The organism is Streptococcus sp. Marseille-Q7156 (assembly GCF_965119495.1).
Genome location: NZ_CBCPLU010000001.1, coordinates 552,891 through 566,463, shown reverse-complemented (window position 1 = coordinate 566,463; position 13,573 = coordinate 552,891). Strand labels below are relative to the sequence as shown.

At 38.0% G+C, this 13,573-nt stretch carries 12 protein-coding genes, 2 pseudogenes and 1 other annotated feature; all 14 genes and pseudogenes read right to left on the bottom strand.

Translation table 11 applies throughout. From position 1 onward, the window contains the following. Positions 1 to 52: 52 nt before the first annotated feature. Positions 53 to 1,765: pseudogene (locus ACWPV5_RS02785) on the bottom strand (glucosaminidase domain-containing protein). 98 nt (positions 1,766 to 1,863) lie between these two features. Then, on the bottom strand, positions 1,864 to 2,850 hold the full coding sequence (locus ACWPV5_RS02780; RefSeq protein ID WP_454382154.1) for a dihydroorotate dehydrogenase: 987 nt from the start codon (positions 2,848 to 2,850) through the stop codon (positions 1,864 to 1,866). Next, positions 2,813 to 3,613: a dihydroorotate dehydrogenase electron transfer subunit gene (locus ACWPV5_RS02775; RefSeq protein WP_454382152.1), complete on the bottom strand. Its 801-nt coding sequence runs from the start codon at positions 3,611 to 3,613 to the stop codon at positions 2,813 to 2,815. The genes ACWPV5_RS02780 and ACWPV5_RS02775 overlap by 38 nt, the downstream gene beginning before the upstream one ends. Before the next feature lie 249 nt (positions 3,614 to 3,862). Further along, positions 3,863 to 5,296 carry a hypothetical protein gene (locus ACWPV5_RS02770; protein WP_454382150.1) on the bottom strand — a complete coding sequence of 478 codons (1,434 nt, stop codon included), beginning with the start codon at positions 5,294 to 5,296 and terminating at the stop codon, positions 3,863 to 3,865. Between the two features lie 37 nt (positions 5,297 to 5,333). Further along, positions 5,334 to 5,663: pseudogene (locus ACWPV5_RS02765) on the bottom strand (helix-turn-helix domain-containing protein). A 219-nt stretch (positions 5,664 to 5,882) separates the two neighbouring features. Beyond that, complete coding sequence (gloA, locus tag ACWPV5_RS02760) at positions 5,883 to 6,263, bottom strand: lactoylglutathione lyase (protein ID WP_454382148.1); 381 nt, start codon at positions 6,261 to 6,263, stop codon at positions 5,883 to 5,885. Positions 6,264 to 6,321: 58 nt separating this feature from the next. Next, positions 6,322 to 6,681 carry a 50S ribosomal protein L20 gene (rplT, locus tag ACWPV5_RS02755; protein ID WP_000124834.1) on the bottom strand — a complete coding sequence of 120 codons (360 nt, stop codon included), beginning with the start codon at positions 6,679 to 6,681 and terminating at the stop codon, positions 6,322 to 6,324. 51 nt (positions 6,682 to 6,732) lie between these two features. Beyond that, a complete protein-coding gene (rpmI, locus tag ACWPV5_RS02750; protein WP_001125943.1) occupies positions 6,733 to 6,933 on the bottom strand; it encodes a 50S ribosomal protein L35 in 201 nt (66 codons plus the stop codon). A 32-nt stretch (positions 6,934 to 6,965) separates the two neighbouring features. Then, a complete protein-coding gene (gene infC, locus ACWPV5_RS02745; protein ID WP_000848180.1) occupies positions 6,966 to 7,496 on the bottom strand; it encodes a translation initiation factor IF-3 in 531 nt (176 codons plus the stop codon). A 15-nt stretch (positions 7,497 to 7,511) separates the two neighbouring features. Then, positions 7,512 to 7,643 (bottom strand) — a sequence feature (ribosomal protein L20 leader region). 160 nt (positions 7,644 to 7,803) lie between these two features. Beyond that, the gene (locus ACWPV5_RS02740) at positions 7,804 to 8,988 is read right to left on the bottom strand and encodes a hypothetical protein (protein WP_454382136.1); all 1,185 of its coding nucleotides are present in this window, start codon (positions 8,986 to 8,988) and stop codon (positions 7,804 to 7,806) included. Between the two features lie 3 nt (positions 8,989 to 8,991). Beyond that, positions 8,992 to 9,579, bottom strand: coding sequence for an ABC transporter ATP-binding protein (locus ACWPV5_RS02735; protein WP_454382134.1), 588 nt, complete (start codon positions 9,577 to 9,579; stop codon positions 8,992 to 8,994). Positions 9,580 to 9,937: 358 nt separating this feature from the next. Continuing rightward, positions 9,938 to 12,178, bottom strand: coding sequence for a DNA internalization-related competence protein ComEC/Rec2 (locus tag ACWPV5_RS02730; protein WP_454382132.1), 2,241 nt, complete (start codon positions 12,176 to 12,178; stop codon positions 9,938 to 9,940). After that, the gene (locus tag ACWPV5_RS02725) at positions 12,162 to 12,812 is read right to left on the bottom strand and encodes a helix-hairpin-helix domain-containing protein (protein ID WP_261070294.1); all 651 of its coding nucleotides are present in this window, start codon (positions 12,810 to 12,812) and stop codon (positions 12,162 to 12,164) included. Before ACWPV5_RS02725 ends, ACWPV5_RS02730 begins: the two co-directional genes overlap by 17 nt. A gap of 66 nt (positions 12,813 to 12,878) precedes the next feature. Continuing rightward, positions 12,879 to 13,448 (bottom strand): GNAT family N-acetyltransferase, encoded by a 570-nt coding sequence (locus tag ACWPV5_RS02720; RefSeq protein ID WP_219966549.1) that lies wholly within the window; start codon positions 13,446 to 13,448, stop codon positions 12,879 to 12,881. Between the last annotated feature and the right edge of the window lie 125 nt (positions 13,449 to 13,573).

The window sequence follows — 13,573 nt, the reverse complement described above, 5'->3', positions numbered from 1 at the left end:
GAAATCAGGATTTTTAACATACTACTCACTCAAATCATATCCAATTATAGGACTAATCTTTGCCACCTAGTTTCTCATTGATTTTCATCATCACACTAGCAATTTTTTCGCCCCAATAAGGGTCTGAGGCATATTCCACATTCATACCAGACGCCTTATTTCCAAGGAAAGTTCTGCCCCTATCGATATAATTTTCCTTAATCCACTTGCTTGCACCTAAAATACCTTTATCCACATCATCAAATGTCTTGGCAGAAAGGTAAGGGGTCGTATCATAGGCTGTAATTCCAAAGAAATTATTCTTATCTTTGGCAATCTTACTTCGTCCCCAGTCACTTTCTAAGGCACTGTGGGCAAGGAGGTAAAGGGCATTGATATGGTAATGTTCTTCGGCTTCCTTAAAGGTAGCTCCCTTATTTTCCAAGAGACTATTGCCAATATTTAACAGACTAAATACCTTATCCAAGTCTTCAGCACTATAGTTTGTAGCCTCTGTCAAATCTTTGAAAAGGAAGGGATTTTCAAGGTTAAAACCATCAAAATGCAGCCCATCTGCCGAATAATATTTCTTGCCTACTTCCATATCAGAAAGATGGGAAGCTACTGGAACACTAGCATTCTGAGCTACATAGTGATAAAAACGATGTCCATCGCTCTCATAATAAGGGATAAAGTCCTTACTAGAATCTAGTGCTTGTAAATCTTCTGTTTTCATATAGCCTGACAAACCAGAAATAGTAATAGCCAAGCGCTTGTCATCACTTTTTCTATCCTTATCTAGCCAAACAACACTACCTTGCGATATATAGGACAGCTTTTCACCATCTGCATCATAAACATTTGCTGTGACAGGTACTACTTGATAATAAGCAGCATTTTCATTTGTAGCTTTTTCTCCAAACCATTTACCGTCGCTTCCAAGCTGATAACCATCTACAGTCTCATTTTTCGCCATGTAGCCACCAGATTTGAAGTAGTATCAAGCTTGAATTTTAGAATCGTAGACCCATTCTTTTTCAGCCATTTTGCCATCAGATTTGAGGTAAAACCATGACTCTTTATCCCAAATCCATTCATTGGCTGCCATATAGCCACCGGATTTTAGATAATAATAGTGACCATTTTCGAAAATCCATTCTTTATCAGCATGATTTCCATTTGCTTTGATGTAAAACCAAGATTGGTATTGTTTGTCAAAAAGCCAACCTTTCTGTACTTTGGCACCACTAGCATTCACATAAGCCTGGTCAATCCACTGACTTGTCAGTAGATAACCACCAGATTTAAAATAATAGTCCTTGCCCTTAATTTGGAGCCATTCTTTCTCTGCGTGTTGTCCATCTGCTTTGATATAAAACCAAGCGTCGTATTGAGAATCATAGACCCAGTCTTCAATTACTTTGGCACCTGTTGCACCAACATAGGAAGTTCCTACCCAAGCATTTCTTTTCATCTTTCCATCTTGGTCAAGATAATAGAGGACTCCCTTGTCTTCTACCCATTCTGATTTTGCCATATAGCCGCCAGATTTGAGGTAAAAATAGTCGTCACCTTGTTTCAGCCATTCATTTTCAGCATAGTTGGCATCTTCTTTTATATAAAACCAAGATTGATAGTGAGCATCAAAAACCCACTCATTGGCTGCTTGACTACCATCTGCTTTTAGGTATTGTTTTCCTTGCCAAGTACCATCGCTAGCCATTGCACTCTCTGGTCTGACTAAGAAAAACAGCAGGGCTAAAAAAATAAATTTTAATTTCTTCATTAACTTTCTTCCTCTGTTCTTACTCATTTCATTATATCAAAATTCTCTATAATCAACATTACAAACTAATAAAAAATCAAGAACAGATTGATTGCAGTTTACCTCAGAGACTCTTTTACTTCCTTGCGGAGATTTTCTAGACTGCTAATACCGTATTTATCCATGACTTTTGGTAAATTTTCGATGATATCAGGACAGGCATATGGATTGGTAAAGTTGGCTGTTCCAACTCCAATAGCAGATGCTCCAGCCAGATACATTTCTAGAGCAGCTTCTGCCGAATCCACTCCTCCCATTCCAATGATAGGCAGGTCTGTTGTTTGGGCGACTTGGCGGATGAGTTTGAGGGCTACTGGAAAGACTGCTGGACCAGACATTCCACCTGTTCCATTAGCCAAGATTGGTTTTCTGGTTTTGAGGTCAAAACGCATTCCAACCAGAGTATTAATCATAGTCAAGCCACTTGCTCCCGCATCTTCTGCAGCTTTTGCGACAGTAACGATATCGGTCACACTCGGGGTTAATTTGACATAAACTGGTACATCAGAGGCTTCCACAGCTGCTTTCACCACATCATAAGCTAAATCTGGATCTTGACCAATCAAGAGTCCATGATTACAGTGGTCTACGTTGGGACAAGAAATATTGAGTTCAATAGCCTTCACATTAGCTGCCTTGGAAATACCACTAGAAACGGCCGCATACTCTTGTTTTGAAAAACCAGCCACGTTAGCAATAATAGGAAGATTTGGATATTCTCTTTCCAGCCAAGGTAACTTTTCAGCCAAAACAACTTCCAAACCAGGATTTTGCAAACCGATTGCATTGAGCATGCCAGCAGGTGTTTCTGCCACCCTTGGAGTTGGATTGCCAAAGCGTGGTTCAAGGGTTGTCGCCTTGATCATAATAGAACCTAAAAGGTCTAAATCATAGTACTTGGCATACTCTTGTCCAAAACCAAAACAGCCTGATGCTGGAATAATCGGATTTTTCAAATCCAAGCCTGGTAGAGAAACTTGTAAACGATTTGTAGTCATGATTTTCTCCTTATAATACAACTGTTCCTGTGCGGAAAACAGGGCCATCTTCACAGACACGTTGGCTGACCGTCTCGCTTTCTGGCACTTTTAGAACGCAGGCATAGCAAGCCCCCATCCCACAAGCCATACGGGATTCCAAAGATAGATAGGCTCTTGGATGGTTATAGAAGGTTTGATTGATATACTTCATCATTCCAGGCGCCCCACATGAGTAAACAGCATCAAATTGATTGTCTAAATCCTTGATAACAACGGAAACATTTCCCTTGATACCATAAGAACCATCATCTGTCGTTACAAAGACTTGACCATATTGAGCTAATTCCGTCTCCAAAATGACAGCAGCCTTATTAGCAAAACCGAGAACTGTCACTACTTTCACACCACGCGCATGCAATTCCTTAGCAACCTCAAGCAAGGGCGGAACACCAATCCCCCCACCAACTAAGAGAACCTGGCTCTGCTCATCTAGGTCAGACAAGTCAAAACCATTTCCCTGAGGACCCATCACATCAAGAGTGTCTCCCTGACTTAAGGTTGAAAAAATAGCTGTCCCAGCTCCCTCAATCCGATAAATGAGATGACACTGCTTATTAGCCTTATCAATAGACGAAATTGAAATAGGGCGACGCAAAAGATGGGCATCATCAGGCACACGCAGATGAAGAAATTGGCCTGCTCGCATGGCTTCAACCATTTCCCCCTCTAGGACTAATTCAAAGATTGCTGGCGCGATTTCCTCCTGTGCTACCACCTTCATGGTTTCCAAACGAATTGCACCCAAACGTTTCTTACATGTGGGATTCATGACTTTTCCTCCTTAAATTTTAAGGGGACCAGATAAAGAAAAGACCTTGCTAGTGCAAGGCCTCAGTTAAAATCGTACAACAGAAGAGAGCACACTCAAAAAGTCTCCTCTAGAAAATTGTACTATTCTTTTATCTGACACCTTGTGAGTCTCTCTGGACTCCCCTTAAAGGTTAAATTTTTATTAGTATACTCTTTCAACCAAAAAAAGTCAAGTAGAAAACGAACATTCTACTTGATTTGTGATCGATTAAACAATTTGTAAATTATCAGATTCACCAATAAACTTATCTAAGTCTCTTATAGAAGTTTGAATTTTTACTACCCTTCCATTCCACTTATCTTCAAAACTAACTATCACTTCACAGCAATTGGTGTCAAATTTAAAATTTCCATGAGAAATAGCATTTCTAATTTTTGTACAGATAAATTCTTTATCTAAATCATGAGTTATCTGTTTCTGAGCACCAAATTTTAAATAATAATCATTGGAAAAATTAATCATATCCTGAGCATCATACACAAAGTTTGAAATATCAAATTTGCTATAATCAAGTTCGGGTAGGTCATCATCCTCTAACCTTAAGGCAAAATTGAACATTTTTAAAATTGTAAACATGTAGCGGAAAAATATTATCGAATCTGAGTCCTCTTGCAATTCATCCAAACTTCTCGAAATATCATCTCTGCCCTCTTCTAATTTCCCTTTCGAGCAAAGAGTAAAATAATTTATAATCCTATCGTTCAATTGTCGTATATGCACGAAGAAGTTTGATATTTCCGTCTCTGGATCACAGAGGGCTTTGTAAAGATATGGTAAATGTTTCTTATCTCCTCTCTCCTTTTTGATTATATTATTAAGCACACTAATTTTTTTCGAATCTAATATCTGCTCTTCAACTTTAAAATCACTGGAGTTTAAGAAAACATCCATTTTTTGAAAACCACATTCATTATCTATATCTGATTGATAATCTAAAAACTGATTCATAGGATGAATCTGCCCAGGGATATATTTAACTGATTCATTTACAAAGGTTACTACAGTAAAAACAAGATATGGTTTATGCTTATGTTCCTTGAAAGAAAAATTACTTATGAATGAATGTTTATATGGTACCCCTAAGACAGATTGATTTGAGTAATATCGACTAATAAATTCATGTATCACAGGCTCTAACGCAATTCCCGTGTTTTTTAGTTGTCCTCCATCTTTATTAAAAATATCATATAAACTAATTACACCTGGCTCACATAAAAAAAAGTTACCATACTGCATATGCGCGAAAGCATTGCGTAACCGTACAATCTCATCATAAATATTTCTAGGCTGTGGTTCAGTTTTAATAATAAGATGAGTAAATTCGTCCAAATCAAAGTTGTAATTTCCATTTATGAAAGTTCTGTACGTTGCATAATTTATTTCCTTTAAATCCAATTGAAAATTATCAATGTATCTAAATTGCTTTGTTGCCTTAAAATACTCCTTCTCTAATTTATTTTTATTATATATCATTAAAGAGGCATCAAGAAAGACTCTAAACTTTGAAAATTCAACAAGAGTTAGCTCACCAAAATCCCCATTAAATATTTTTTCTTTAATTTTACCAATATCAAGTTTATCCTTGTATAGTTTCGATAGTTCTTCAATAATCTTTGCATTACTAATCAAATAGTGCGACATTATCCACTTTATTCCCTTCCTAATTTATCTTATATACTTATATTTTATTCCCAAAAACCTTTGTCCGCTCCTTTATAAACTCAATCCACTATTTTTTAAAGTTCTTTTTTCTTCTTCGACCAATCCTTTTGAGTTCATACGGAAAAGCAATTCAATATTATCTAATTCATCTAATTTTTCTTCTAAGTTTCCAACTAAATAATCAATCGGACATATTTAAAACCTTATGCAACCTTAACAAGATTTTATTGAGTTCACACTCCTATAAAGCGTAAACAGGTTGCGAAATGCCTAGTTTTTCAGCCACTTCAACTTGAGTAAAGATTTCCTTTTTTCTTAGTTCTTTTAAGAGTTCCAAAAATTTCATTTTTAAGCTTATAAACACTTTTTCAAAAATCTATCGATAAATATATCTATTTTAAAAATAATAATGCTTTAGCATATAGATTTTTGAAAATTAAATAGAAAGTGCATCTAACAACCAGAGTATTGGCTGTCAGAACTACACTAAACTGCGTACCTTCATTATAAATGTTTGCTAAAAAAAGTCAAGTAGAAAACGAACATTCTACTTGACTTCACGAGATTATTTTTCACGAATGACTTCGACCTTGTAGCCATCAGGGTCTTTGACAAAGTAATAGTTAGGCGCAGTTCCTGGTAGGCCATTTGACTCAGTAACTTCATAACCTTTGGCACTATGCTCTTGATGAAGCGCCTCAAGATCAGGTGTACTGAGGGCGATATGGGCAAATCCATCTCCAACCACATAAGGACCATGATCGTAGTTATAAGTCAACTCCAACTCATAGTCGTCCCCCTCAAGACCTAGATAAACAATCGTAAAGGCATGATCTGGAAAATCTCTGCGACGCAATTCTTTAAACCCAAAAGCATCTTGATAGAATGCAATTGATTTTTCAAGATTTTCTACACGTAAGCAAGTGTGTAGCATTTTTGAAGCCATATTTTTCTCCTTTATTTTTAAAAAGACTGGGACAATCCTGTTCCAGTCTTATCTGTTATTATTTACCAAGTTTTGCTTTAGCTGCATCTGCAAGAGCTGTGAAAGCTGCTGCATCGTTAACAGCCAAGTCAGCAAGCATTTTACGGTTCACTTCGATCTCAGCCAATTTCAAACCATGCATCAATTGTGAGTATGAAAGTCCGTTCATACGAGCTGCCGCGTTGATACGAGTGATCCACAATTTGCGGAAGTCACGTTTTTTCTGACGACGGTCACGGTATGCATAGTAGTAAGAGTTCATTACTTGTTCTTTTGCAGTACGGAACAAGATGTGTTTAGCTCCATAGTAACCTTTTGCTAATTTAAGAATACGTTTACGACGTTTGCGTGATACAACGCCACCTTTAACACGTGCCATGTTTTATTTCCTCCAAATATTTCCTAGAATTCTTTACTTACAGTCAAGCTATTATTTCAAGCGAGTAAGCATTGCTTTGATACGTTTGTAATCTCCTGAATGCACCATAGATGCTTTACGAAGATGACGACGTTGTTTCTTAGTTTTTCCGTGGAAACGGTGAGAAGTGTAAGCACGGAAACGTTTAAGTCCACCAGAACCTGTACGTTTGAAACGTTTAGCTGATGCGCGGTGTGTTTTTTGTTTTGGCATGATTTTTTCTCCTTTATTTAACTTTCTGACAATTATTTTTTGTCAGTCGCTGGCGCCAATTGCATGAACATTTGACGTCCATCCATTTTAGCACGTTGTTCGATGATGGCAATATCTTGAGTTGCTTCAGCAAACTCGGCTAAAACTTTTGCACCAATCTCTTTATGGGTAATCATACGACCCTTAAAGCGAATAGATACCTTAACTTTATTTCCTTTTTCAAGGAATTTGCGTGCATTGCGAAGTTTTGTATCAAAGTCACCCTTGTCAATAGTTGGACTTAGACGAACTTCTTTCACAGTAACAACACTTTGTTTTTTACGTTGTTCTTTTTGCTTCTTCTGGTACTCAAACTTGAACTTACCGTAGTCCATAATTTTTGCAACAGGCGGTTTGGCTTGAGGTTGAATCAATACTAGGTCAACATTAGCGTTATCAGCCAAAGCTTGCGCTTCACTGAGTGGCTTAATGCCTAGCTGTTCTCCTTCAAGACCAATCAAGCGAACTTCACGTACACGAATCTCATCATTGATGAATAAGTCTTGCTTTGCTATGGTTTTCACCTCTTTTGTTTTATTAGAGAAAAACAATAGCGGACTCGTAAATATACAAGCCCGCACGTTATGATAGCGTTTCTTAGAAACTTTTCATCCGTAGGGCCAGGCAACTTAATGTCACAAGGCGAGAAGCTCTCACTTCTGCTTTTCTCAACTTTTATATGATACCAAGTTTTCTAGCTCTTGTCAAGATAAAAAGTTATTTTTTTGAAAAGTTTGTGTTTATATTTTGACTTGGTTTTCGAATCAAAAAGAGAGAATCAAGTTGATTCCCTCTCTATGTTAGTTTTTACTTATTTTCCCTATAGGAAAGCTAAAATCTATTAAAAACTTCCTTTTTACGTGAACTGCCCCATCTTTCGATAAATAGAATCCCCACTAACAATAGGATAATCAGGCAAGGAAGTAAGACCATTCCCATGCTCCAATTCAGATTGACATTATCAATTTGCTTAGGTAATCTTCCAGACAAAATCTCCACTGAACGCAAGTAAGTAAAGGGAATCAGATGTGCAATCTTTTGAAGAGGCTGGATTGTTTGGATGCCAAACAATAAGCCAACAATCCCAATGAGTGAAAGAAAGAGGACAGGCATTTTTTGCTTGAAAAAGTAAGCAATCAAGTACACTACTTCCACAATGATGATAAAAGCTAAGAAAGCTAGTAACAAGCCAGGAAATAACATATCTTGTATCTTTCCAATAGTTACCTCTTGATTCACCAAGCTATAAATCGGGTAGGGATAATCTAACTGTCCAAAACCACTTATCAGACTTCCCACTAGAAAAGAAAATCCACAGATTCCGATAAACAGCACAGTTACATAGCCCACTCCAACTCCAAGAGAAGACATTGCAAATGCCACTTTTGAAAAAGGATATAACTGAGCTGTGTCCAGATGATTTTGATATCTTTCTGCAAAAAGTTGTGTCAGCATAAAAATAATCGCAATCACAAACAAGGTTGGGATGATCGCCTCTAAAATCCAGACAATCTGATCAATCCCGTGGGTCGGATAATCTAAATCGTGGGCTTTTATGTTCAAGGGATACAGGGCTTGGTAAGTCTTTCGTTCGCGGTCAACCGCTATTTTTAAGTCCGAGCTAGAAGTTGGGTCATTTGATACAGTTTCATAACTCTTTTCCTCAGCTTGCCACTGCAAATAGTAGGCTTCTTCCCAGCGTCCTTCTTTTAATAAAGTCAGAATTTCTTTCTTTTGCGTCAAAAGATTTTTTTGCAAGTCTAAATTTTCTTTAGCAAACTGGTATTCCTCCGTGCTGGTGTCAGACATTTGGGAGAGCTTCTCTTCATTTTCATTGATAGCTCTCTCGTTGGCTGCAGTACGAGTTTCTAACCTGTTCTCCAAGCTGACATAGTTTGCAGTCCGACTATTGAAATAAAAGCTAATACCAAGAGTTGAAACAAATAAAACTAAGATAATCCAGTTTAAGCGACTTTTGAAAACTTTCTTCAATAAAAATAGACTAACATCTTTCATAAACTAAACCTCTTCTATCTGACCCTGATAAATGGTTACTATTGTATCGCATACATCAACTAGTTCTTCTTTGTAGTGGGAACTTAAAAGAACCAGCTGTTCTTGTCTATCGATTTGTGATAGTCTATCAAAAAACTTCTGTCGATAATACTCATCTAAGCCATTTGTAATCTCATCCATGAGCCAGCATTTCGCCTGACTGAGGAAATACATGGCAATCACCAAGCGTTGCTTCATGCCTAAGGAATACTTGCGGATGGGAAGGCTGATATAGTCAGACATTTCCCAATAGGCGATTTCATCCCTCAAGTTTAGGTTGGACTTCCAGATGTTTTTTATGAGATGAAGGTAGTCCATCCCACTTAAGTTTCCATCCAGCCATTCAATGCTCTCATAATAAAACAAAGAAGGAGAGGCTGCGATATGTCCACTACTAAGGGGAAGCAGCTTGCTCATAGCTCGGAACAGGGTCGTCTTTCCAGAGCCATTGATAGCAAGAATACCATAAATCCTACCCTTTTCAAATGTAAAATCAACATCTTGTAAGATGACTTGTCGCGTTTTTAAGGTCACATGAGTAAGCTGCAACATATCTAGCCCTCCTTTTTATCACTCTTGAAAGATTAACAACCACCGTTGTAATAATTTATATCTCTAAAAATCGTAATTTCAACCACCATCAACGCTATACTCATCATATCTATCATAACGAGACTGTGATAGTTCGTACTATACTTTCCAATCATACCGATAAGTTTTAAGGACGCTCACAGCAGATATACTGGACTTAAAAAGACCAATAGATCATAAACTAACTAATTAAACGGTTTTTGCTAATTTTTATTGGTTTTATATCATTAATATTGAAGACGCTTTCATTATATCGTTTTTATCATTATTATTCAACAGATTTTTAGTTTATTTTACTAATATATAGTATTTATCCTTTCTATCGAACGCTTTCAATCTTCCAACTATTCCAACCTTTAAATCGTATAGCTCCTTGCTGGTCAGTTCGGTAAACTTTGCTATTGATAGTTTCCAGTCGTGTCAAGGTTTCCTGATGGGGGAGTTTCGTTCGATTGTTCTTTCCAACTGAGATGAGAGTCATCTCTGGTTTGAGCTGTTCTAAAAAGGATGAACTTGATGATTTTTTAGAGCCATGTTGCCCAGCTTTCAAAACATCCACTTCTAGGTCAGGATACTGCTTCAGCAATTCCTTCTCTCCTTTCTCCTCCAAATTTCCTGTGAAGAGAAAGTACTTATCCAAAAGTTTTCCATACAGAAGCAGGGAATCTTCATGACCTCCATCTCCCATTTTCCTTGGAGATAAGACTTCTAACTCACTTCCAAAAATTGGCAAATTCTCTCCTACTGTCACACTGCGAACCTTGGTTTGAGTCGCCTGCAGTTCTACCACAAATTCCTTCTGTTTCAGACTGCCTTTTGATACTAAAATCTCCCCTACATGGAAAGCCTTGGCCACTTCCAGCAAATCTCCAACATGTTCCTTGTCCGTATTGGTCAAAATCAGCTGGTCAATCTTGGCTACTCCTCGACTTTTGAGATAGGGAATCAAGGTTCGCTGGGCATTGCTAGTTGTCGCCTTTTCTTGCCATTTTTCTATTTTCTTACTAGACTCTGCCTTACCGCCTACATCTATGAGAATGGTTTTACCAGTTACATCCCTTAGGAAAATACTTTCCCCTTGCCCCACATCCAGCATGGTAATTTCATTTTCCAGTGGATACTTGGTCAGGAAAAAGAGACCCGTAATCAATAAGCTTAATACTGCTAGCCTTTTAATGTTTTTTCTCAAATCATATACTAAAGCCAAGGAAATTAACAATAAAATCAAAAACCATGCATTGGGTTGACCAAAGACTAGAGGTCTACTTGCCACCTGTGAGACCAAGCGAATAATGCCCTCCAACCATTCAAAAATAAAATTAAGCTGAATGACTGTATAGAGAAAGGAAAGGGCAAATAAGATAGACAAGAGCGGTAAGAAGACCAAGTCAAAAAGAAAGGAAAAGACAAAGGTCAAGAGGATGGACCAAGGTTGAAATTCCGCAAAATAGAAGGACAGAATGGGCAATATTCCCAAGGAAATGACTAGACTTTCTCTGGCAATAGCCTTAAGCCCCTCCCCTTCTTTGCTGGTCATGGTCAAGATAAAAGCATAAGCACATGACAAAACACCTCCCGCCGTCAGGAAAAAGTTGGGCATGATGATAAAGAGGACAAGCACCGTCAAGGCAAAATTATCCAAGCCCTTAACACCATGTTGAGCCAGTAGCTTTTGCAAGAGACTGCGAATAACCGATGCTGAAAATCCTGTCAGACCAGCATAGAGAAGGGAAAAGGGATAGGTCAGCCATTTCAACTTTTCTTGAGTCAAGCCTAATCGTAAGAGAAGTTTCTTAAATCCATCCATGAAAAATCCTACCTGCATACCCGACAAGGCAAAAAGATGAATAATTCCTAGACTGGAATAAAGCTCATTCATCTCCTCAAAATCTGTGTCCAGATATCCTAGCAAAAGCCCTGTCATGTAATTGCGCATAGGGTCTGGAAAATGTGTCTTAATCCAAACTACAGCCTTACGGCGTAAACTGGATAGATTTTCTCCTATATCCCAACTGCTAACCTGTTTAAGGGACTGTATTCTTTTGATATTGAGAGTCTGGAAAATTCCCTGAGTCTTCAGATAAGCTTGGTAGTCAAAACCACCAAAATTTCTCTGCCCTTCTGGCTCCGAAAGCTTCCCTTCAAGTTCTATCTCATAAAGGTCGGTTAAGGCTTGAAAGGCTTCTTTCTCCTCCTCGGACTGGAGTTTATAATAGACTTGAAAAATGCGTCCATCAGACTTGCCACGAAAGGACAGACTATCACCATTGACCTTAATAGTGTCAGGCAAAATCCGTACCCTTTCAACAGAATCCGCCAAATTTTGACTCGCTTGACTCTGTTGCCAATTTTGAAACAGAAACCAAAATCCAAAGATTCCGCAAATCACTAGAACTCTGCCTGCTGATTTCCACGGAAATTGAATAAAGAGACAGACTAGCAGAAAGACGAAGACCAACAGTGCTAGATAGGAGGCTGAGAAAATGGCGTAGTAAAGCCAGAGTAATATAAAACTCAGATAGATAAGGGGGATAGGATAATTCTTAATCCACTGTAACATAGTCTTTTAACTTTTCTATTGTCTTGGCACCAATGCCAGAGACCTTCTTGAGCTCGTCTACTGACTTGAACTTCCCGTTTGCCTCACGATGGTCAATAATATCCTGAGCTCGTTTTCCTCCCAGACCCTTTACCTGCTTGAGTTCTTCCAGACTTGCCTTGTTGAGATTGACCTTCTTTGCTTTACTTGTCGAAGAATCCGTCCCAGAACCAGTCTGTTGACTAGCTGATTCTTCTCCCTTAGTTGGGACGTAAACCAGAGCCTCATCACTGACTTTCTGAGCTAGATTAAGCAACTTGCTGTCTGCTTGCTCTGTCAAGCCACCTGCCTTCTGAACAGCATCATTGACCCGACTACCTACTGGCAATTCATAAATCCCTGGCGATTTGACAGCACCCTTCACATCTACTGTGATTAGATCTTGTTCAAGAGGTTCTTCCTTTTCTTCATTCTTCACATCCTTTTCGGATACCGAATCCTTGGAAACAGCTGCAACTTCAGCCTGCAAATTCGTTTCTTTGACAGGTGTTTGTGGAGCTGGCTTTAGCAGGAAAAATCCTCCTACAAGCAAGCCCAGACCAGTACAGATGACAATGATTTTATACTCTTTGATTTTTTCGATAATTGCTTCCATATTTTCTCCTCTCTTAAATTATTCGTAAGAGAAAGAAAAAACAGTTGAAAATTTCTTCTCAACTGCTTATTTATTTGCAAAATAGTCTTCCTTAGTCAAGACATAATGAACTCTTGTCACGATTCGACCTTCTTCATGCTGGTCCATACAAGCATAAGCTTCTTCGTGGGAAAAACGCATTCCTGATTTCTCCATGACCTTTCCTGACGCGGGATTAGCCTTATCGTGTAAAGCAACTAACTTATTCATTCCTATCTTCTCAAAAGCTAGCTCAATTACGGCACGATTGGCTTCTGTCGTCAATCCTTGATTCCAATATTTTTTATTGATAATGTAACCAATAGCTGCCTTCTTAAGAACAGGATCAATCTTGTGCAAATCAATGGTTCCGATAAATTTGCCATTGCTTTTTAGTTCTATTCCCCACCGTCCCAAGGGATTGGCCAAGTAGAACTGAGCAATGTTATTCTTGGTTTCTTCCAAGCTTTGATTGGTTAGAAAAGTGTAACGTGTATTATCCTTATCCGAGGCATAGTCAAACATAGCTTCCGCATCATCCAAGGTTACAGGTCTAAGCAATAAACGCTCTGTCTCCACTATTGGATACTGAGCTAGTTTTAAAAAGATTGATTCCATATATTTCTTCCACTGGAAACCTTTCTAATCTAATATAAGGATATTAAATAAAACATGTAAAACGAAAATTTATAGTAGATTGAAATAAGATATAAACAAATCAATCAGGAAAGTCAAATTAATTT

Coding starts and splice junctions, on each gene's coding strand:
- rplT (WP_000124834.1), bottom strand. CDS start 6,681: ATGGCACGTGTTAAAGGTGGCGTTGTATCACGCAAACGTCGTAAACGT.
- ACWPV5_RS02775 (WP_454382152.1), bottom strand. CDS start 3,613: ATGAATCCCACATGTAAGAAACGTTTGGGTGCAATTCGTTTGGAAACC.
- ACWPV5_RS02735 (WP_454382134.1), bottom strand. CDS start 9,579: ATGTTGCAGCTTACTCATGTGACCTTAAAAACGCGACAAGTCATCTTA.
- ACWPV5_RS02780 (WP_454382154.1), bottom strand. CDS start 2,850: ATGGCCCTGTTTTCCGCACAGGAACAGTTGTATTATAAGGAGAAAATC.
- ACWPV5_RS02740 (WP_454382136.1), bottom strand. CDS start 8,988: ATGAAAGATGTTAGTCTATTTTTATTGAAGAAAGTTTTCAAAAGTCGC.
- ACWPV5_RS02730 (WP_454382132.1), bottom strand. CDS start 12,178: ATGTTACAGTGGATTAAGAATTATCCTATCCCCCTTATCTATCTGAGT.
- ACWPV5_RS02770 (WP_454382150.1), bottom strand. CDS start 5,296: ATGTCGCACTATTTGATTAGTAATGCAAAGATTATTGAAGAACTATCG.
- rpmI (WP_001125943.1), bottom strand. CDS start 6,933: ATGCCAAAACAAAAAACACACCGCGCATCAGCTAAACGTTTCAAACGT.
- ACWPV5_RS02720 (WP_219966549.1), bottom strand. CDS start 13,448: ATGGAATCAATCTTTTTAAAACTAGCTCAGTATCCAATAGTGGAGACA.
- gloA (WP_454382148.1), bottom strand. CDS start 6,263: ATGGCTTCAAAAATGCTACACACTTGCTTACGTGTAGAAAATCTTGAA.
- ACWPV5_RS02725 (WP_261070294.1), bottom strand. CDS start 12,812: ATGGAAGCAATTATCGAAAAAATCAAAGAGTATAAAATCATTGTCATC.